Source organism: Enterobacter sp. BNK-14 (assembly GCF_047456095.1).
In the GTDB taxonomy this organism is placed as follows: Bacteria; Pseudomonadota; Gammaproteobacteria; order Enterobacterales; family Enterobacteriaceae; genus Enterobacter; species Enterobacter kobei.
Genome location: NZ_CP179897.1, coordinates 3,569,298 through 3,589,232 on the forward strand (window position 1 = coordinate 3,569,298; position 19,935 = coordinate 3,589,232).

Sequence of the window (19,935 nt, forward strand, 5' to 3'; positions counted from 1 at the left end):
AGACCGGAGAGAATTAGCGGTCTCGGGCGACAGGCACAACGGAGAGAGAAATTATGTTTGAACCTATGGAACTGACCAACGACGCGGTGATTAAAGTCATCGGCGTCGGTGGCGGCGGCGGTAACGCCGTAGAGCATATGGTGCGTGAACGCATTGAAGGTGTTGAATTCTTTGCAGTTAACACCGATGCGCAGGCACTGCGTAAAACAGCAGTTGGCCAGACTATCCAGATCGGCGGTGGCATCACCAAAGGGCTGGGCGCTGGGGCAAACCCGGAAGTCGGTCGCAACGCGGCTGAAGAAGATCGTGAAGCCCTGCGTGCTGCACTGGAAGGTGCAGACATGGTCTTCATCGCAGCAGGTATGGGCGGCGGTACGGGTACCGGTGCAGCACCTGTTGTCGCAGAAGTCGCTAAAGATTTAGGTATCCTGACCGTTGCTGTCGTGACCAAGCCTTTCAACTTTGAAGGCAAGAAGCGTATGGCTTTCGCGGAGCAGGGTATCACCGAACTGTCCAAGCATGTGGACTCACTGATCACCATCCCGAACGACAAACTTTTGAAAGTTCTGGGTCGCGGTATCTCCCTGCTGGACGCCTTCGGCGCGGCAAACGACGTGCTGAAAGGCGCGGTTCAGGGTATCGCCGAACTGATTACCCGTCCTGGCCTGATGAACGTTGACTTTGCAGACGTTCGTACCGTGATGTCCGAAATGGGCTATGCGATGATGGGCTCTGGCGTGGCAAGCGGTGAAGACCGTGCAGAAGAAGCGGCTGAAATGGCTATCTCTTCTCCACTGCTGGAAGATATCGACCTGTCTGGTGCGCGCGGCGTGCTGGTCAACATTACCGCTGGCTTTGACCTGCGTCTGGATGAGTTCGAAACCGTGGGTAACACTATCCGTGCGTTCGCCTCTGACAATGCCACCGTGGTAATTGGTACGTCTCTCGACCCGGAAATGAACGACGAGCTGCGTGTAACTGTTGTTGCCACCGGTATCGGTATGGACAAGCGTCCTGAGATCACCCTGGTGACCAACAAACAGACTCAGCAACCGGTAATGGATCGTTACCAGCAGCACGGTATGTCTCCTCTGACTCAAGAGCAGAAACCGGCCGCAAAAGTGGTGAACGACCCTACGCCGCAAACGGCGAAAGAGCCAGATTATCTGGATATCCCGGCGTTCCTGCGTAAGCAAGCTGACTAAGAATTGGCTGGAATTTGGGGATTTGCGCTCTTTGTGCTAAACTGGCCCACCGTTAGTGATATACACTTTCGGTTGGATAGTTAATTTGGCGAGATTATACGATGATCAAACAAAGGACACTTAAACGTATCGTTCAGGCGACGGGTGTCGGTTTACATACCGGCAAGAAAGTCACACTGACGTTACGCCCTGCGCCGGCCAATACCGGGGTCATCTATCGTCGCACCGACTTGAATCCACCGGTAGATTTTCCGGCCGATGCCAAATCTGTGCGTGATACTATGCTCTGTACTTGTCTGGTGAACGAGCATGACGTGCGGATTTCTACCGTAGAGCACTTGAACGCCGCCCTGGCGGGTCTGGGTATCGACAATATTATGGTTGAAGTCGATGCGCCAGAAATCCCGATTATGGATGGCAGTGCTGCTCCGTTCGTTTATCTGTTGCTGGATGCCGGCATCGAAGAACTGAACTGCGCGAAGAAATTTGTTCGCATCAAAGAGACCGTTCGTGTCGAAGATGGCGACAAGTGGGCTGAATTCAAACCGTACAATGGTTTCTCGCTGGACTTTACCATCGACTTTAACCATCCGGCGATTGATGCCAGCACCCAACGCTATGCGATGAACTTCTCTGCTGATGCGTTTATGCGCCAGATTAGCCGCGCACGTACGTTTGGCTTCATGCGTGATATCGAATATCTGCAGTCCCGCGGCTTGTGCCTGGGCGGCAGCTTCGATTGTGCCATCGTTGTTGACGATTATCGCGTACTGAACGAAGACGGCCTGCGTTTTGAAGACGAATTCGTGCGTCACAAAATGCTGGATGCGATCGGCGACCTGTTTATGTGTGGTCATAACATCATTGGTGCATTCACCGCGTTTAAATCCGGTCATGCACTGAACAACAAACTGTTGCAGGCAGTCCTGGCAAAACAGGAAGCCTGGGAATATGTGACCTTTGAAGACGAAGCGGAACTGCCGCTGGCCTTCAAAGCACCAAGCACGGTTCTGGCTTAACGGTTCACACCGTTTCGTAAAAAATCGACTGGTTAACCTGGTACTCTCTCCGACCAGGAAGACCAGTCGTTTTTATTTTTACCCGTCTTCGTTTGCCTCAGCATTCTCTCTTGTTTGTCTTGCGCAGAAAATGTGTGCGTTAGCTGTATTCTTGACCGTTTTTCCCTGCAACGATGCCTCATTCCTGCTGTTGTGTAGCGGCATTAGTGGTAATATCTGGGCGCTTAAAAAAATAACTGAATTTAGCCTGTAACTGGCGGGCTTATGTGGTGGAGCAAGTGAGCGGAATACTGACGCGCTGGCGACAATTTGGCAGACGATACTTCTGGCCGCATCTCTTATTGGGGATGGTCGCGGCGAGTCTCGGCTTGCCTGCGCTCAGCAACAGTGCCGAAGCGGCGACGCCAGCGAAAACCTCCACAACCAAACACGATCTCAACACGCGGGTTAACTTTACTAACCTCGCGTGGCTTGAAGCCAGTCGTCGCCCGAATTTCTCCGTTGATTACTGGCACCAGCACGCTATCCGCACGGTCATTCGTCATCTGTCATTTGCGATGGCGCCGCAGACAATGCCTGTTGCCGAAGAGACGTTGCCGGTACAGGCACAGCACCTTGCCCTGCTGGATACGCTCAACGCGTTGCTCACGCAGGACGGCCAGCCGCCGGTTATGGTTCGCCAGACGGCGCAAACTGTGCTCACTCCGTCAGTCTCATTCTCTGTATCAACCTGGATTAGCCAGGCCCACGGCATCCGCGCCGGGCCGCAACGCCTCAGCTAAATTAACTTTTTCAATACCTTAATTTATCTGCCCACGATGGGGCGTTTGAGAATTTATTATGCTAATCAAATTATTAACTAAAGTTTTTGGTAGTCGTAACGATCGTACACTGCGCCGTATGCGCAAAGCTGTCGCTGTCATCAACGGTATGGAACCGGCGATGGAGAAGCTCTCCGATGACGAGCTGAAAGCAAAAACCGTGGAATTCCGCGCGCGTCTGGAAAAAGGGGAAACCTTAGAAAGCCTGATCCCGGAAGCCTTCGCCGTAGTGCGTGAAGCGAGTAAACGTGTGTTTGGCATGCGTCACTTCGACGTTCAGCTGCTGGGTGGTATGGTGCTTAACGAGCGCTGCATCGCGGAAATGCGTACTGGTGAAGGTAAAACCCTGACCGCAACACTGCCGGCTTACCTGAACGCGCTGACCGGTAAAGGCGTTCACGTGGTTACCGTCAACGACTATCTGGCCCAGCGTGACGCCGAAAACAACCGTCCACTGTTCGAATTCCTCGGCATGACGGTCGGCATCAACATGTCCGGCCTGCCTGCGCCAGCCAAGCGTGAAGCGTATAACGCGGACATCACCTACGGCACCAACAACGAATACGGCTTCGACTACCTGCGTGACAACATGGCCTTCAGCCCTGAAGAGCGCGTCCAGCGTAAACTGCACTACGCGCTGGTGGATGAGGTGGACTCCATCCTGATCGATGAAGCGCGTACCCCGCTGATCATCTCCGGCCCTGCCGAAGACAGCTCTGAGATGTACCGCAAAGTCGACAAAATCATTCCGCACCTGCTGCGTCAGGAGAAAGAAGACTCCGACACCTTCCAGGGTGAAGGTCACTTCTCCGTTGATGAAAAAGCGCGCCAGGTGAACCTGACCGAGCGCGGTCTGGTGAAAATTGAAGAGCTGCTGGTCGCTGAAGGCATTATGGAAGAGGGGGAGTCCCTGTACTCTCCGAGCAACATCATGCTGATGCACCACGTAACGGCTGCACTGCGCGCCCACGCGCTGTTCACCCGTGACGTCGACTACATTGTGAAAGACGGCGAAGTCATCATCGTCGATGAGCACACCGGCCGTACCATGCAGGGACGTCGCTGGTCTGACGGTCTGCACCAGGCTGTGGAAGCCAAAGAAGGTGTGGATATTCAGAATGAAAACCAGACCCTGGCGTCCATCACCTTCCAGAACTACTTCCGTCTGTACGAGAAGCTGGCGGGCATGACCGGTACTGCTGATACCGAAGCGTTTGAATTCAGCTCCATCTACAAGCTGGATACCGTTGTCGTTCCAACCAACCGTCCAATGATCCGTAAGGATATGCCGGACCTGGTGTACATGACCGAAGCGGAAAAAATTCAGGCAATCATCGAAGATATTCGCGACCGTACTGCCAATGGGCAGCCGGTTCTGGTGGGGACCATCTCCATCGAGAAATCCGAAGTGGTTTCCAATGAGCTGACGAAAGCAGGCATTAAACACAACGTTCTGAACGCCAAGTTCCATGCTAAAGAAGCGGATATCGTTGCTCAGGCGGGTTATCCGGCTGCCGTGACCATCGCTACCAACATGGCGGGTCGTGGTACCGATATTATGCTGGGCGGTAGCTGGCAGGCTGAGGTTGCTGAGCTGGAAAACCCAACGCCAGAACAGATTGCACAAATCAAAGCCGACTGGCAGGTACGTCACGACGCGGTTCTGGCTTCCGGTGGTTTGCACATTATTGGTACCGAGCGTCACGAATCTCGTCGTATCGACAACCAGCTGCGTGGCCGTGCGGGCCGTCAAGGGGATGCCGGTTCTTCTCGCTTCTACCTGTCTATGGAAGATGCGCTGATGCGTATTTTCGCCTCCGACCGCGTGTCCGGCATGATGCGTAAACTTGGCATGAAACCAGGCGAAGCCATCGAGCACCCGTGGGTCACTAAAGCGATTGCCAACGCGCAGCGTAAAGTGGAAAGCCGCAACTTTGATATTCGTAAGCAGCTGCTGGAGTATGATGACGTCGCGAACGATCAGCGTCGTGCGATCTACACCCAGCGTAACGAACTGCTGGACGTGTCCGACGTGAGCGAAACCATCAACAGCATTCGCGAAGATGTGTTCAAAGCGACCATTGACGGGCATATTCCACCGCAGTCTCTGGAAGAGATGTGGGATATCGAAGGCCTGCAGGAACGTCTGAAGAACGACTTTGACCTCGATCTGCCTATCAAAGAGTGGCTGGACAAAGAGCCTGAGCTGCACGAAGAGACGCTGCGCGAACGTATCTTTGAAACCGCGCTGGACGTTTATAAGCGTAAAGAAGAAGTGGTTGGCGCTGAGATGATGCGTCACTTCGAAAAAGGTGTGATGCTGCAGACGCTGGACTCCCTGTGGAAAGAGCACCTGGCGGCAATGGACTACCTGCGTCAGGGTATTCACCTGCGTGGCTATGCGCAGAAAGATCCGAAGCAGGAGTACAAGCGTGAATCCTTCTCCATGTTTGCGTCTATGCTGGAGTCGCTGAAGTATGAGGTGATCAGCACCCTGAGCAAAGTTCAGGTACGTATGCCGGAAGAAGTGGAAGCGATGGAACAACAGCGTCGTGAAGAAGCTGAGCGTCTGGCGCAGATGCAACAGCTGAGCCACCAGACTGACGAGAGCGAAGCTGCAGCGGCGATCGCCGCGCAGACTGGCGATCGTAAAGTGGGTCGTAACGATCCGTGCCCGTGTGGTTCCGGTAAAAAATATAAGGCCTGCCACGGCCGTCTGAGCTAAGTCCATAAGACAATGAAAAGGCGCAGATATCTGCGCCTTTTTTATGGAAGTGACAATATGAAAATACTGCAAATTGCCGTCGGGATTATTCGCAACCCGCAAAACCAGATCTTCATTACCCAGCGCGCTGCCGATGCCCATATGGCGAACAAATGGGAGTTTCCCGGTGGAAAAATCGAATCAGGGGAGACGCCGGAAGAGGCGCTGGTGCGTGAGCTTCAGGAAGAAGTAGGAATTACGCCAGTTGGCGCAACGCTGTTCGATAAGCTCGAATACCAGTTTCCGGACAGGCACATCACGCTTTGGTTCTGGCTGGTCGAAAACTGGGAAGGCGACCCCTGGGGAAAAGAGGGGCAACCCGGTAACTGGGTGGAGCTTCAGGCCAGTGATGCCGATAAATTCCCACCGGCAAATGCGCCCGTCATATCCCGACTGACGGACGACCTGTAGGCCTGCTAAGCGAAGCGCCAGCAGGCTTTAAAGCTATTGCTGCTCTTCACTCCAGTCATCGCTGTCCGAGAGATCGCCTTTGCTCGGAATGCGTTTCTCTTCCGCCGCCCATTCTCCAAGGTCAATTAACTGACAGCGCTTGCAGCAGAATGGACGGAACGGACTCATTTCGCCCCATACAACGGTTTTACCGCAGGTGGGGCAGTTTACGGTGGTCACTTCAGACATCGGCACTCCTTAACAACAGGCCAGTTCAAAATCGAGGCGTTCCGGCACGGTGCCATTCTCGCTGTCCAGAGGCATAAAGCGGATCGCAAAACGACTCTTATGCCCGGAAATCTGTGGGTAAAGCTGCTCGCCGAGCGATAAATTCAGACGCAGAAGATCGGCATCATCGCCGTTATCCTGATAGAAACCGTTCAGGCTGGTTTGCTTGCGGAACGGCGCCGAGTTACGGATGAGGTCGAGAATTAGCGACAGCGTCTGGTGCATGGGGGCGAGACTTTCCAGCCAGCTGTTCACCTGCGCATCACGCTGTGCTTGCGGCATATGCAGCCACATATGCAGCGTTGGCAGGTCGAAACTACAGCAGCCACCAGGAATACTCAGGCGCTGGCGCACCAGGCCGATCAGGCGATCTTCTCGCAAAAATTGCCCGACACGAGGTGCGGCCATCAGCGTACTGCTGCTGTTTTTAAGCTGCTGACGAAGTGAATCAATGCGGCTCTGATCCACGCCCGGCACTTCGGCCCAGGCCTGTAATTTACGCTGCTGGCGCTCCAGTTCTTTCAGAAGCTCTGTGCGGACGTCGCCCCGCTCAATGACATCCAGCAGATCCCCCACGTTGCGGAAGAAGTGCAACGCAGTGGCATGATCGCTGACGGGCAAATGTTGTGAAAGTTGTTGAATCAGAAATTCGATACGCAGCCAGGTACGCATTTTTTCGTTGAGCGGATGCTCAAAAAGGATGTGGGTCGACATTATGGTTTTTCCTGTGCAACGGCCTGCGCGGCGAACGCCAAATACTGCGCATGCAGGCGGGCAACATCCGATGCAATGGCATCTGGTGCGCCGTTATTATCAATAACATCATCCGCAACGGCAAGGCGCTGAGCGCGCGTGGCCTGAGCGGCAAGAATTTGTTCAGCCTGTTCGCGCGAGACACGATCGCGCGTCACGGTGCGCTGGATTTGCGTTTCAGGCGAGACATCAATGACCAGCACCCGATCGGCTTTATTGTGCAGCTGATTCTCTACCAGCAGCGGAACCACCCACAGAACATACGGCGAGCGGGCTGCGGCAATTTGACGCTGAGTTTCCTGGTGGATAATGGGGTGGAGCAGGGCATTAAGCCAGCGTTTTTCCGCAGAATCGGAAAAAATGCATTCGCGTAGCTTGCGGCGATTTAGCGTGCCATCTGCACTGATAATTGCCGGACCAAAATGGTTTTCGATGGCTTTTAGCGCGAGTGTATTGGGCTCTACCACCTGACGGGCAATGATATCGGCATCAATAATCGTGATACCCAGACGAGAAAATGCGTCCGCAACGGTACTTTTGCCACTACCGATGCCGCCGGTTAATGCGACGATATACCCCATTAAATCAAATCCTGGGAATTATTCATTATTAAAATCAGTTGGTTAAATTTCAAACGTGCTTCAGCCACTGTTTAGCCCTGTTTACCGGCTTTTTACCAGGTAAATTTATAGGATTGTAGCGTAAAAAAAGAGAATTTCGCAGTCTTGCGGAGCAGGTATTAGTGCGTATGATAGCGTCACTGGAGTTGTGCTTTTAACATATTTGCCTCTAACCCCAGGAATCCGCACATGCGTATCGAAGAAGATCTGAAGTTAGGTTTCAAAGACGTTCTTATCCGCCCTAAACGCTCTACACTGAAAAGTCGCTCAGACGTTGAACTCGAACGTCAATTCACCTTTAAACATTCCGGTCAGACCTGGTCTGGCGTGCCGATTATCGCCGCCAATATGGATACGGTGGGCACCTTCGGGATGGCAACCGCCCTGGCGCAGTTCGATATTCTCACCGCAGTGCACAAACACTACAGCCCGGAAGAGTGGAATGCGTTTGTTGCATCCGCCTCTGCGGATGTGGTGAAGCATGTGATGGTCTCCACCGGCACCTCTGATGCCGATTTCGAGAAGACCAAACAGATCCTGAATGCGAACCCGGCGCTCAATTTTGTGTGTATTGATGTGGCGAACGGTTACTCCGAGCATTTCGTGCAGTTCGTCAGCAAGGCGCGTGAGGCCTGGCCAACGAAAACCATCATCGCGGGCAACGTGGTGACCGGTGAAATGTGTGAGGAGCTGATCCTCTCCGGTGCCGACATCGTGAAAGTGGGCATTGGCCCGGGCTCCGTATGCACCACGCGCGTCAAAACCGGCGTTGGGTATCCGCAGCTGTCCGCCGTTATCGAATGTGCAGATGCGGCGCATGGCCTGGGCGGCCAGATCATCAGTGACGGCGGTTGCACCATGCCGGGCGATGTGGCGAAGGCGTTTGGCGGCGGCGCAGACTTCGTGATGCTCGGCGGTATGCTGGCCGGTCATGAAGAGAGCGGCGGCACCGTGGTGGAAGAAAACGGTGAGAAATTCATGCTGTTCTACGGTATGAGCTCTGAGTCTGCAATGACCCGTCACGTTGGTGGTGTGGCAAAATACCGTGCGGCAGAAGGCAAAACCGTGAAGCTGCCTCTGCGTGGCCCGGTTGAAAACACCGCGCGCGACATCCTGGGCGGCCTGCGCTCAGCCTGTACCTACGTGGGTGCCTCCCGTCTGAAAGAGCTGACGAAACGTACGACGTTTATTCGCGTTCAGGAGCAGGAAAACCGCGTTTTCAATAGCCTGTAATGGCTTTCGCTGGCGCATGTCCGTGCGCCAGCTATTGGCTATCCCGCGCTCATCGCATCCCCCAAATGGAAAATGGGCAAATACATTGCCACCACTAGCGTGCCGATGATGACCCCCGTGACCACCAGTAGTAACGGCTCCAGGAGTGCTGCCAGATTGTCGGCCAACTGAAAAGTTTGCTCCGTATGATGACGAGCAAGGTTTGCCAGCATGATGTCCAGTGAACCTGACATTTCGCCCGTTCGTAAAAGCTGAATACAGAGCGGGGTAAACATTGCCGCTTTCTGAAAGGATGACCAGACGGGAAGCCCTTTTTCAATATCTTCGCGTATTCTGCGAAGGATCCCTTGCCAGTAGCGGCTTTCGACGGTCTCTTCTGCGCTCTCAAGCCCCTGTAAAAAGGCAATGCCTGCCTGCTGCGTGAGCGACAGTACGGTGAAGATCTGCCCCAGCTTTTGCCCTTTCGCCAGCGCCCCCATTACAGGTAGATGCAGAAGAAATCGCTGCCAGCGAGGCGTGTGACGCAGAGTCCAGGCTGCGGTTAACGGAACAAGCAGCACCGCGAACAGTGCGAGAGCGTAGGACTGCATAAACGCGGATATACCCATCACCATCCGCGTCAGCGCCGGAAGGGGAGTGTTAAACGTTTTGTAGATTGCAGCGAACTCGGGCAACACCAGGGTGACCATGGCGAGTACGACGAGTACCGCCAGCGTCAGGATGATCGCCGGGTAGCGCAGCGCTTTTTTCACTTTCTGACCGAGCTGCTGCTGCGCTTTTTGTTGCTGGGCGAGCTGGCGACAGCACTCTTCCAGCTTCCCTGTTAGCTCACCCGTTTTTACCATTGAGATATGCAATGGGGTAAAGACCGCGGGCCACCGCCTGAGCGCCTCAGAAAAAGGGCACCCTTCACTGAGTTCATCGGCAACGCTTTGCAGCAGTGCCCGCCACGGTTCTGATGGATGCTGGTCAGCCAGCATTTGCAGGCTATGCGCAAGCGTTAGTCCGGCCTGCAGCAGCGTGGCGAGCTGGCGAAACATCTCGTAGCAGTGATGAGGGTGCCAGCGGTGTCTCTGAGGGCATCGGGAGAGGGCCAGAGGATGCAGGTCGTTCCGCATTAGCCTGGTGAAGGCCGCGTTGCGGTCTGTGGCCCAGAGTGTCCCGCTTCGGGGTTCTCCTTCTGTGGAGAGGGCTCGCCAGCGCCAGAGGTGATTAGTGGCCATCGGGCATACCCAAAACACGCAATAATTCTTCGAGCGTGGTTAGCCCTTGCTCAATGGCCATACAGCCGTGTTCAAACAGCGAGATTAACCCTGCCTGCCGGGCACTGGCTTCTATCACTTCGGTGCCTGCCCCGCTGGCAATTGCCTGGCGCAGAGGGTTGTCGATTGCCAGTACTTCAAAAATCGCCACCCGGCCGTAAAAACCGTGATAGCAACGATCGCAGCCTGTGGCTTGCCAGCGGGGAAGTGGTCGCGGCCAAACCGGGCGGGGTAAGCCCGAATGCTCCCCGTTTTGCTGTCGGCAATGTGGACAAAGACGCCGAACCAGCCGTTGGGCAATCACCATAGAGAGTGCGGAAGAGATCATCCAGCGCGCGACGCCCATCTGCTCCAGGCGAATCAGGGTTTCCGTTGTCGAGTTGGTATGCAGCGTCGACAATACCAGGTGCCCGGTCTGCGCGGCATTAATAGCGATCTCTGCCGTTTCGCCATCACGAATTTCGCCGACCATAATGATATCCGGATCCTGACGCAGCAGCGCCCTTAGCACGCTCTGAAATGTCAGGCCCGCTCGCGGGTTAATCTGCGTCTGATTCAATCCCGCAAGCGGGATTTCAATGGGATCCTCTACGCTGCAGATGTTGACGTCAGGGGTGTTAAGCGCCTGTAACGCGCTATAGAGGGTGACGGTTTTGCCGCTGCCTGTGGGGCCGGTAACCAGAATCAGCCCCTGAGGCTGGTGCAGTGACGCAGTAAAACAGGCCAGCTGCTCAGCGCTCATGCCGAGTGCTTTCGGTTCAAGAGCCTGCTGAACCTGATGCAGCAGTCGCAGCACAATTTTCTCACCGCCGTTGCAGGGAAGCGTGGCGATACGAAACGAGACCGGCTCGTTTGTCAGCTCAATGGTAAACTGACCATCCTGCGGTAAGCGGCGTTCAGCAATATCCAGATTACCCAGCACTTTTAACCGGGCGCTGAGCATCGTTGCCAGCGCGGCGGAAAGCGGAGGTTGCGGGCAAAGTACGCCATCGATACGTAAGCGAATCTGGCACGCGTGCTCCATCGGTTCAATATGGATGTCGGAGGCGCGCTGGTTTATCGCCTGTTGCAGCGTGTGGTTGAGGATATCCACCGCGGAATGTGCCTGCGAAACGTTAGGCAGATGCGATTGCGCGCTTAACTGCCGATGCTTTTCCATGCGTTCAGCGCTCCAGCACTCGATATCAATCCGTTTCTGCGTTGCGAAGCGCAGGGCTTCCATCAGTTCAGGTGCTGGGCTTCCCACGACGGCGATGCTGACCATGTCACTGTCGCTGGTGAGCAGCAGAGCATGATGGCGAAGGCAAAGTGCCACGAGTTGATCGGTGTTCATTGTCCGCCCCTCAGTTATTGTCGAAGCGGAAGACGTCTTCACAGGCCTGCTTAAGCTCGCTGTCAGCACTGATGTTGCAGTCACGCGTCCAGCCTGTCATACCGTTGCCGTTATTCCACTGTGGCGTCATGGTCACCGTCAGTCCGCTGAGACTCTCCTGACCCGTCAAGGTCACGATCCCTTTTGCCACGTTCATTGCTGAGACGTAACGCGTCGTCGTCGGGGAAGGGATGCCGTTACTGCCTGCGTCACAGCTCTCCACGCCACCGTGATCGAGCGCGCAAAGCTCAATGGCAGTGCGATAGGGAATGAAGGTTTGCAGCATATCGGTGAGGGCGGCTTTACGCAGGTAGTTCTGATAGGCGGGAACGCCGATGGCGCTCAGAATCGCAATAATGCCAATGACCACCATCAGCTCAATGAGTGTGAATCCTTGTTGTCTGTCCATATCTGCTCCTTATGCAAAGTGGCGCTACTCTGGCAGCGCGAAAGGAGAGAAACGAGGGGCAAAAAAGGGAACGGGAAAGGGGCTTCAGAGAATTCATGCAGTGTTGCAGGGAAGAACAACGGATTTGCGAGCAGGACTGAAATTCCCCTCTCCGGGCGGAGAGGGGAAGCGTGTTATTTGAAGCGCATGGAGAGGTCAAGGGCGCGAACGTGTTTGGTCAGCGCGCCGACGGAGATGTAGTCCACACCGGTTTCGGCGAATTCACGGATCGTGTCGAACGTGACGTTCCCGGAAACTTCAAGCTGGGCGCGGCCGTTAGTCAGTTTTACCGCCTCGCGCATCTGCTCAGTTTCGAAATTGTCGAGCATGATGATATCGGCTCCGGCCTTAACGGCCTGCTCCAGCTCTTCCAGGCTTTCGACTTCCACTTCAACAGGGACGTCCGGGTGCAGCCAGAAGGCTTTCTCAACGGCCTGGCGAACGGAACCCGACGCAATAATGTGGTTCTCTTTGATCAGGAAGGCATCGGATAAGCCCAGTCGATGGTTGGCGCCGCCCCCACAGAGCACCGCGTACTTCAGCGCAGTGCGCAGGCCTGGCAGCGTTTTGCGGGTATCCAGCAGCTGAGTGTGGGTGCCGGCCAGGAGGTCAACATAGCGACGCACTTCGCTGGCGACGCCAGAGAGCGTTTGTACAAAATTGAGCGCGGTGCGTTCGCCGGTCAGCAAGACGCGCGAGGGACCGTCCAGCTCGAACAGCGGCTGATTGGCTGTAATCGCATCACCATCTTCAACGTGCCAGGTCACCTGCACATCATCGCCCGCCAGTTGAGTAAATACCTCTTCAACCCAACGCTTGCCGCAAAAAACGCCCTCTTCACGGGTAATAATGACCGCGTGGGAACGTGTCTCTTTTGGCAATAATTGTGCGGTAATGTCTTTATCGGCATTTACGTCACCCCCAAGGTCTTCTTTTAACGCATGGGCAACGCTTGCCGGAATATCCATATTAATACGTTCCAGAAGTGCTTCACGTCGGTGGTCGGGGTTGTAGCGGCGAGGCGGCATGATAAAACTCCAAATTGGTAACGAATCATAATATTGAAACATGCTACTCTGAACCGAGTCATTGCACCATACAGAAGGAGTTCCAGCATGTTGTTAGAAAACGGATGGCTGGTGGATGCGCGGCGTGTACCCTCGCCGCACCACGATTGCCGCCCGGAGGATGAAAAGCCCACACTGCTGGTGGTTCATAATATTAGTCTCCCGCCGGGTGAATTTGGCGGCCCGTGGATCGATGCGTTATTCACGGGAACGATAGATCCCAATGCCCATCCTTTCTTCGCTGAGATTGCGCATTTGCGCGTGTCGGCTCACTGTCTGATTCGTCGTGATGGTGAGGTGGTTCAGTATGTTCCTTTTGATAAGCGCGCCTGGCATGCCGGGGTGTCGATGTATCACGGGCGCGAACGGTGCAACGATTTCTCCATTGGGATCGAGCTGGAAGGCACGGATACTACGCCCTACACCGACTCACAGTATCAACAGTTAGCGGCTGTGACCCGTACGCTTATCGGACTCTACCCGGCAATCGCCGACAACATTACCGGACACAGTGATATCGCTCCGGCGAGAAAAACCGATCCTGGCCCGGCATTTGACTGGCCCCGCTTTCGCGCCATGCTCACCGCGTCGTCAGAATAAGGAGATACCATGACGTTGTTTACCATGCTGCTGGTTATCATCGCTGAACGTCTGTTCAAGCTCGGTGAGCACTGGCATCTGGATCACCGGCTGGAGGTGTTATTCCGCCGCATCAGGCACTTTTCCATGCTGCGCACGCTGCTGATGATGGCGGGTGTGATGGTGATTACCTTCCTGCTGCTGCGCGCGCTGTACGAACTCTTTTTCAATGTGCCGCTGCTGGTGGTGTGGATCCTGCTTGGCGTGCTGTGCATTGGTGCGGGCAAGGTGCGTTTGCACTACCACGCTTATCTTAAAGCGGCCTCCCGCGATGATGCCCACGCGCGCGGTGCCATGGCGAGCGAACTGACGATGATCCACGGCGTGCCGCCGGATTGCGACGAGCGCGAGTTCCTGCGCGAGCTGCAAAATGCGCTGCTGTGGATTAACTTCCGTTACTACCTCGCGCCGCTGTTCTGGTTTGTGGTGGGCGGCCCGGTGGGACCCGTCTTGCTGATGGGGTACGCGTTCCTGCGTGCCTGGCAGACCTGGCTTGCCCGTTATCTGACGCCGCATGAACGTTTGCTCTCCGGCATTGATGCCATCCTGCATGTGCTCGACTGGCTGCCGGTGCGTCTGGTGGGTGTGGTGTATGCGCTCATTGGCCACGGTGAAAAAGCATTGCCAGCGTGGTTTGCGTCTCTGGGCGACCGACACACCTCGCAGTATCAGGTGTTAACCCGTCTGGCGCAGTTTTCCCTGGCGCGAGAGCCGCATACCGACAAGATTGAAACGCCAAAAGCGGCGGTTTCAATGGCAAAGAAAACGTCGTTTGTGGTGGTGGTGGTGGTGGCGCTGCTGACCATTTACGGCACGCTGGTGTAAGCCAGCGCGCCGCAAACGCTATAGCGTATCCGCAGGCGGGATGCCGAAATCAGGCATCCCGCTTTCATTCCAGCGGACAAGCTTCAGTCGGGTATGGCGATTCGGATCGTACAGCGGGTCGCCCTCAATTTCGGTGTAATTCCGCGCGTGATACACCAGCACATCTTCCCCTTCCGGCGTTTGCGTAAAGCTGTTGTGACCCGGGCCGTACTGACGATTTTCGTAGCTGGTAACGAACACCGGACGCGCAGATTTGTGCCAGTTCGCCGGCTGTCGCGGATCGGCATTCAGGTCTATCCACAATAACCCCATGCAGTAGTTCTCATCGGTGGCGCTAGCGGAGTAGCTGATAAACAGCTTGTCGCCGTGAACCAGCACCGCCGGACCTTCATTAACCAGAAATCCGCGGCATTCCCAGTCATATTCAGGTTTACTGAGCATCACCGGCTCGCCTTTCAGCGTCCACGGATTTTCCATTTCACACAGATAAAGGTTGGAGTTTCCGGCGATATCCGGCGCTTTTTGCGCCCACAGATACCAGCGTTTCCCCTGATGGACAAAGGTGGTGGCATCGAGGGCGAAAGTGTCGAATTGCGTTTTTATTTGCCCCTTCTCGACCCACGTACCGGCGAGCGGATCGCTGTCGGTACACTCCAGCGCAAACATTCGGTGCTGGAACATGCCGAGGCTATCAAGCGCCTGGGTGTGCGTCGCGGCAAAATAGATGTACCACTTCCCGTCGATGTGATGCAGTTCTGGGGCCCAAATCAACTGGCTCATTGGACCGGTGTCGGGTTTGCGCCAGACCACTATCTCTTCGGCGCTGCGCAAGCCCTCCAGCGAGTCAGCACGGCGGATAGCCAGCCTGTCGTACTCCGGCACGGAGGCAATAAAATAGTATTGCCCCTCATGATGTAAAATGTACGGGTCGGCGCGTTGTTCAATAAACGGGTTTGGCCAGGTTTGCATGCAACTTTCCTTATTTTGTCTCTGCGGCTTTGAGTTCCTGATAAGCGTTCAGCTCGCGGTAGTTGGCGCGGCGCTTTTCCAGATCGGACTGGATCATCTTCATGGTTTCGCGGTCCACTTTCAGCAGGCGTACAACGCCCGCGGTAATTAAGTATCCAACGCCAGGAATAACGGTAAACAGCAGTACGATACCGTTAATGGCCTCCGCGCTTTGCGCTTTTGCGCCTGCGTCGTAACCGTACCAGGAGAGCAGAAAACCGACCATTGCCCCGGCAATCGCCAGACCCAGCTTCAGGAAGAAAATGTTGCCGGAGAAGCTGATCCCGGTGATGCGTTTCCCGGTTTTCCACTCGCCGTAGTCATCCACGTCAGCCATCAGCGACCAGTGCAGCGGAGACGGGATCTGGTGCAGGATGTTCAGCAGAACGTAGAGCACCACGATGGTGACGGTGGCTTTCGGGTCGAAGAAATAGAAGGCGCAGGAAAATATCGCCAGCACGATATTGGTCCAGAAGAAGACCTTCAGTTTACACCAGCGGTCGGTCAGCACTTTTGCCAGCACGCTGCCAAGCATCATGCCGATAACCCCCAGGCTGATAAACACGGTGGCGAAGTGGGTGCTCTGGCCCATCACCCAGGTGACGTAATACATGGTTGCCGCCATGCGGATAAAGCCCGGGCAGACGTTGCAGAGCGTCAGGAGCAAAATTCGCACCCACTGGTCGTTTTTCCACACGTCTTTCAGGTCATTTTTCAGCTCGTCGTGGGTCTGCACCGCCGGGCGCACGCGCTCGCGCACGGTGGCGAAGCAGAACAGGAACATGCAGGTGCCAATCAGCGCCAGTACGGTCATTGCCATCTGGTAGCCTTTGGCTTTGTTATCCCCGCCAAACCAGTCGGCCATCGGCAGCAGCGTCAATGACAGCAGCAACGTGGCGATGCCGACCAGCACGAAGCGGTAGGACTGGCAGGCCACACGCTCTTTCGGATCGTTGGTGATCACCCCTCCTAACGAGCAGTAAGGGATGTTGATGGCCGTATAGGTTAATGAGAGCAGGAAGTAGGTGACAAACGCATAGATAACTTTGCTGTTATAGCTCCACTCCGGTGTGGTGAACATCAGAATACTGAACAGCGCGTAGGGGAAGGCAATCCACAGCAGCCATGGACGAAAACGGCCATATTTACTGCGGGTGCGGTCGGCAATTGCCCCCATGATAGGGTCGGTGACGGCGTCAATCACACGGACCGACAGCAGTAAGACCCCCACCAGCGCAGGCGCGAGGCCAAATATGTCGGTATAAAAATAGTTAACAAACAGCATGATGGCGCCAAAGATGATGTTGCAACCTGCATCGCCCATCCCATAGCCGATCTTTTCTTTTACTGACAGTTTAGCGTTATCCATAGACTGCTCTCCGGGTTTCGGTATGGAGAGAATTATTTGCTGGCAAACGAATATATGCGTTGCAGTATCAGGGCGGTGATATGGATAAAAACGCTGTAGGGATGAAAGTGTGAGGGAGGTAACAACGCGCGGTACCCGCAAAAGCAGGTACCGCGGAGGAGACTTAGTGGGCCTTCATGGCCTTGCGGCTTTTCTGGCTGAAGAGATAGCCAACGCCCAGCACGGCAATCCAGACCGGGATCAGGTAGACGGAGATTGCCATACCCGGCGTGATCAGCATGATCACCAGCACGGCCGCCATAAACAGCAGGCAGATCCAGTTACCCAGCGGATAGAGCAGGGCAGGGAAGCGCGTCGTCACGCCCTGCTGCTGTTTCGCGCGGCGGAACTTGATGTGCGCCAGGCTGATCATCGCCCAGTTGATGACCAGTGCAGAGACCACCAGTGCCATTAGCAGGCCAAATGCGGATTCCGGCGCCATGTAGTTAATCAGCACGCACAGCGCCGTCACGATGGCTGAAACAATGATGGTGTTGACCGGCACGCCGCGTTTATCAACGTTGAGCAGCATCTTCGGCGCATTGCCCTGCTGGGCCAGACCGAACAGCATACGGCTGTTGCAGTATACGCAGCTGTTGTACACGGAAAGCGCCGCGGTCAGCACCACGACATTGAGCGCGTTCGCCACGACGGTATCACCCAGTTCGTGGAAAATCAGCACAAACGGACTGGTGTCGGCAGTCACGCGCGTCCACGGCAGCAGGGAGAGCAGGACCGCCAGCGAGCCCACATAGAAGATCAGAATGCGGTAGATAACCTGATTCGTCGCTTTCGGGATGCTCTGCTCTGGGTTGTCGGCTTCTGCGGCGGTGATACCCACCAGTTCCAGACCGCCGAAAGAGAACATAATGATGGCCATCATCATCACCAGACCGGTCATGCCGTGAGGCAGGAAGCCGCCCTGTTCCCAGAGGTTACGCACGGTTGCCTGTGGGCCACCGTTGCCGCTGAACAGCAGCCAGCCGCCAAAGATAATCATCGCCACGACGGCGATCACTTTGATGATGGCAAACCAGAACTCCATCTCACCGAACACTTTTACGTTGGTGAGGTTAATGGCGTTGATAATGACGAAGAAAGCTGCAGCAGAAACCCAGGTTGGGATGTCGGGATACCAGAACTGAATATACTTCCCGACGGCAGTCAGCTCGGCCATGGCAACCAGAACGTACAGTACCCAGTAGTTCCAGCCGGAAGCGAAACCGGCAAAGCTGCCCCAGTACTTATAGGCAAAGTGGCTAAAGGAGCCAGCGACCGGCTCCTCGACAACCATTTCACCTAACTGGCGCATGATCAGAAAAGCAATGAAACCCGCAATCGCGTAACCCAAAATAATGCCCGGACCGGCAGACTGGATAACGGATGCGCTGCCCAGAAACAGGCCGGTACCAATAGCACCGCCCAGTGCGATGAGCTGAATATGGCGGTTTTTTAGCCCGCGCTTTAGCTGATCGCCGTGCTGTTGAGCTTCCATTTGAAACCTCGTGTGTGGTTGTTATGTCACGCTGTGCGTGTGTAATTATGAAAATCCATATTCTGTATTTATTTCTTTACGGTTAAACGAACCGAAAAAAGCGGAGATGACTTCCGTAAGCGCCAGAATAGTGGTAAGTGCCTGTGAATGCACCTGCTTTATGAAGGGCTGATGACGAGTTGAATAAAAAGAAAGCATTTGTAAATCACTCCGCTCTCGCTTCTTACCCCAACCTATAGAATAGAAATGCGCCTTAAGTGGGCGAATTTTCATAATTTGCCTTGTTGAATCGCTTCAGATTGCAAAAACCCTCGTTTCATTATGGTTAAAACTCCCACTTTGGGAGTAATCAACTCATTTGTGCAAAGTTACATTTCTGAAACGTTATTTCTGTAAGGTTGTTAAAATGTGCAGGGTTTACTGATTTCAATCAAAACCAATATGGACAGAAGGTGAATACTTTGTTACTTTAGCGATACGAAATATAAATTGGTAAGACCAATTGACTCCGGGCAAAAAGGCGTAAGACAGGGAATATGGCCTACAGCAAAATTCGCCAACCAAAACTATCTGATGTGATTGAGCAGCAGCTGGAGTTTTTAATCCTCGAAGGGACTCTGCGCCCGGGTGAGAAACTTCCGCCAGAACGCGAACTGGCAAAACAGTTCGACGTTTCACGTCCCTCTCTGCGTGAGGCGATTCAACGCCTCGAAGCAAAGGGCTTGCTGCTTCGTCGCCAGGGCGGCGGAACCTTTGTGCAAAACAGCCTGTGGCAGAGCTTCAGCGATCCGCTGGTAGAACTTCTCTCTGACCACCCAGAATCCCAGTTTGACCTGCTTGAGACCCGTCACGCGCTGGAAGGTATTGCGGCCTATTACGCCGCCCTTCGCAGCACTGATGAAGATCGCGTGCGTATCCGCGAGCTGCATCAGGCCATTGAACGGGCACAGCAGTCCGGCGATTTAGACGCCGAGTCCAGCGCCGTCGTCCAGTATCAAATCGCCGTCACCGAAGCGGCACACAATGTGGTGCTCCTCCATCTGCTACGCTGCATGGAGCCGATGCTGGCCCAGAACGTTCGTCAGAATTTTGAATTGTTGTATGCCCGTCGGGAGATGCTCCCACTGGTAAGCAACCATCGCACCCGAATATTCGAGGCGATAATGGCCGGGGAACCGGAGCAGGCGCGCGAAGCGTCGCACCGTCACCTGGCTTTCATTGAGGAAATCTTGCTGGACCGCAGCCGTGAACAATCGCGTCGCGAACGTTCATTACGCCGCATACAGCAACGAAAGGATTAAGCGCCAGGTACTTTTAG

Annotated in this window: 20 protein-coding genes; 9 read left to right on the plus strand and 11 right to left on the minus strand. The window is 54.8% G+C overall.

Annotated features, from left to right (window positions below):
• Positions 1 to 53: 53 nt before the first annotated feature.
• From ftsZ to mutT, 5 genes are all read left to right on the plus strand, one after another.
• Entirely contained in the window at positions 54 to 1,205 is a 1,152-nt protein-coding gene (gene ftsZ / locus ACMGGM_RS16965; protein WP_008501978.1) for a cell division protein FtsZ, read from the plus strand.
• 101 nt (positions 1,206 to 1,306) lie between these two features.
• On the plus strand, positions 1,307 to 2,224 hold the full coding sequence (lpxC, locus tag ACMGGM_RS16970; protein ID WP_014882548.1) for a UDP-3-O-acyl-N-acetylglucosamine deacetylase: 918 nt from the start codon (positions 1,307 to 1,309) through the stop codon (positions 2,222 to 2,224).
• Positions 2,225 to 2,502: 278 nt separating this feature from the next.
• On the plus strand, positions 2,503 to 3,006 hold the full coding sequence (gene secM, locus ACMGGM_RS16975; RefSeq protein WP_014882549.1) for a secA translation cis-regulator SecM: 504 nt from the start codon (positions 2,503 to 2,505) through the stop codon (positions 3,004 to 3,006).
• Between the two features lie 58 nt (positions 3,007 to 3,064).
• Positions 3,065 to 5,770 carry a preprotein translocase subunit SecA gene (gene secA / locus ACMGGM_RS16980; RefSeq protein ID WP_014882550.1) on the plus strand — a complete coding sequence of 902 codons (2,706 nt, stop codon included), beginning with the start codon at positions 3,065 to 3,067 and terminating at the stop codon, positions 5,768 to 5,770.
• Positions 5,771 to 5,827: 57 nt separating this feature from the next.
• Positions 5,828 to 6,220, plus strand: a complete 393-nt coding sequence (mutT, locus tag ACMGGM_RS16985; protein WP_014882551.1) for an 8-oxo-dGTP diphosphatase MutT — start codon at positions 5,828 to 5,830, stop codon at positions 6,218 to 6,220.
• A 33-nt stretch (positions 6,221 to 6,253) separates the two neighbouring features.
• Here mutT and yacG read toward each other — a convergent pair whose 3' ends face one another.
• The 3 genes from yacG to coaE are packed head-to-tail and all read right to left on the minus strand — an operon-like array spanning position 6,254 to position 7,821.
• Positions 6,254 to 6,448 carry a DNA gyrase inhibitor YacG gene (yacG, locus tag ACMGGM_RS16990; RefSeq protein ID WP_014882552.1) on the minus strand — a complete coding sequence of 65 codons (195 nt, stop codon included), beginning with the start codon at positions 6,446 to 6,448 and terminating at the stop codon, positions 6,254 to 6,256.
• A 9-nt stretch (positions 6,449 to 6,457) separates the two neighbouring features.
• Positions 6,458 to 7,201, minus strand: a complete 744-nt coding sequence (gene zapD / locus ACMGGM_RS16995) for a cell division protein ZapD (protein WP_014882553.1) — start codon at positions 7,199 to 7,201, stop codon at positions 6,458 to 6,460.
• Positions 7,201 to 7,821 carry a dephospho-CoA kinase gene (gene coaE / locus ACMGGM_RS17000; protein WP_058690728.1) on the minus strand — a complete coding sequence of 207 codons (621 nt, stop codon included), beginning with the start codon at positions 7,819 to 7,821 and terminating at the stop codon, positions 7,201 to 7,203. Before coaE ends, zapD begins: the two co-directional genes overlap by 1 nt.
• A 228-nt stretch (positions 7,822 to 8,049) precedes the next feature.
• Between coaE and ACMGGM_RS17005 the strand changes: the two genes are divergently transcribed.
• Positions 8,050 to 9,093, plus strand: coding sequence for a GMP reductase (locus tag ACMGGM_RS17005; protein WP_014882555.1), 1,044 nt, complete (start codon positions 8,050 to 8,052; stop codon positions 9,091 to 9,093).
• Positions 9,094 to 9,131: 38 nt separating this feature from the next.
• Here ACMGGM_RS17005 and hofC read toward each other — a convergent pair whose 3' ends face one another.
• From hofC to nadC, 4 genes are all read right to left on the minus strand, one after another.
• On the minus strand, positions 9,132 to 10,316 hold the full coding sequence (hofC, locus tag ACMGGM_RS17010; protein ID WP_063943972.1) for a protein transport protein HofC: 1,185 nt from the start codon (positions 10,314 to 10,316) through the stop codon (positions 9,132 to 9,134).
• Positions 10,306 to 11,688, minus strand: a complete 1,383-nt coding sequence (gspE, locus tag ACMGGM_RS17015; protein ID WP_063943974.1) for a type II secretion system protein GspE — start codon at positions 11,686 to 11,688, stop codon at positions 10,306 to 10,308. Before gspE ends, hofC begins: the two co-directional genes overlap by 11 nt.
• Positions 11,689 to 11,698: 10 nt before the next feature.
• Entirely contained in the window at positions 11,699 to 12,136 is a 438-nt protein-coding gene (ppdD, locus tag ACMGGM_RS17020; RefSeq protein WP_063943976.1) for a prepilin peptidase-dependent pilin, read from the minus strand.
• A gap of 173 nt (positions 12,137 to 12,309) precedes the next feature.
• Complete coding sequence (nadC, locus tag ACMGGM_RS17025; protein ID WP_014882559.1) at positions 12,310 to 13,203, minus strand: carboxylating nicotinate-nucleotide diphosphorylase; 894 nt, start codon at positions 13,201 to 13,203, stop codon at positions 12,310 to 12,312.
• Positions 13,204 to 13,290: 87 nt separating this feature from the next.
• On the opposite strand from nadC, the gene ampD reads away from it, so the two are divergent.
• Both ampD and ampE read left to right on the plus strand, forming a co-directional pair.
• Positions 13,291 to 13,842: a 1,6-anhydro-N-acetylmuramyl-L-alanine amidase AmpD gene (ampD, locus tag ACMGGM_RS17030; protein ID WP_023332089.1), complete on the plus strand. Its 552-nt coding sequence runs from the start codon at positions 13,291 to 13,293 to the stop codon at positions 13,840 to 13,842.
• 9 nt (positions 13,843 to 13,851) lie between these two features.
• Entirely contained in the window at positions 13,852 to 14,706 is an 855-nt protein-coding gene (ampE, locus tag ACMGGM_RS17035; protein ID WP_063943978.1) for a beta-lactamase regulator AmpE, read from the plus strand.
• 18 nt (positions 14,707 to 14,724) lie between these two features.
• Here the strand turns inward: ampE and ACMGGM_RS17040 are convergent, their stop codons facing one another.
• The 4 genes from ACMGGM_RS17040 to ACMGGM_RS17055 all read right to left on the minus strand — a co-directional run bounded on the left by ACMGGM_RS17040 (position 14,725) and on the right by ACMGGM_RS17055 (position 18,890).
• Complete coding sequence (locus ACMGGM_RS17040; RefSeq protein WP_414149051.1) at positions 14,725 to 15,675, minus strand: family 43 glycosylhydrolase; 951 nt, start codon at positions 15,673 to 15,675, stop codon at positions 14,725 to 14,727.
• Between the two features lie 10 nt (positions 15,676 to 15,685).
• Complete coding sequence (locus ACMGGM_RS17045; RefSeq protein ID WP_014882563.1) at positions 15,686 to 17,083, minus strand: glycoside-pentoside-hexuronide (GPH):cation symporter; 1,398 nt, start codon at positions 17,081 to 17,083, stop codon at positions 15,686 to 15,688.
• A 163-nt stretch (positions 17,084 to 17,246) separates the two neighbouring features.
• The gene (aroP, locus tag ACMGGM_RS17050; protein WP_014882564.1) at positions 17,247 to 18,617 is read right to left on the minus strand and encodes an aromatic amino acid transporter AroP; all 1,371 of its coding nucleotides are present in this window, start codon (positions 18,615 to 18,617) and stop codon (positions 17,247 to 17,249) included.
• A gap of 45 nt (positions 18,618 to 18,662) precedes the next feature.
• The gene (locus ACMGGM_RS17055) at positions 18,663 to 18,890 is read right to left on the minus strand and encodes a hypothetical protein (protein ID WP_078309342.1); all 228 of its coding nucleotides are present in this window, start codon (positions 18,888 to 18,890) and stop codon (positions 18,663 to 18,665) included.
• A gap of 263 nt (positions 18,891 to 19,153) precedes the next feature.
• On the opposite strand from ACMGGM_RS17055, the gene pdhR reads away from it, so the two are divergent.
• On the plus strand, positions 19,154 to 19,918 hold the full coding sequence (gene pdhR, locus ACMGGM_RS17060) for a pyruvate dehydrogenase complex transcriptional repressor PdhR (protein ID WP_014882565.1): 765 nt from the start codon (positions 19,154 to 19,156) through the stop codon (positions 19,916 to 19,918).
• The last annotated feature ends 17 nt before the right edge of the window (positions 19,919 to 19,935 follow it).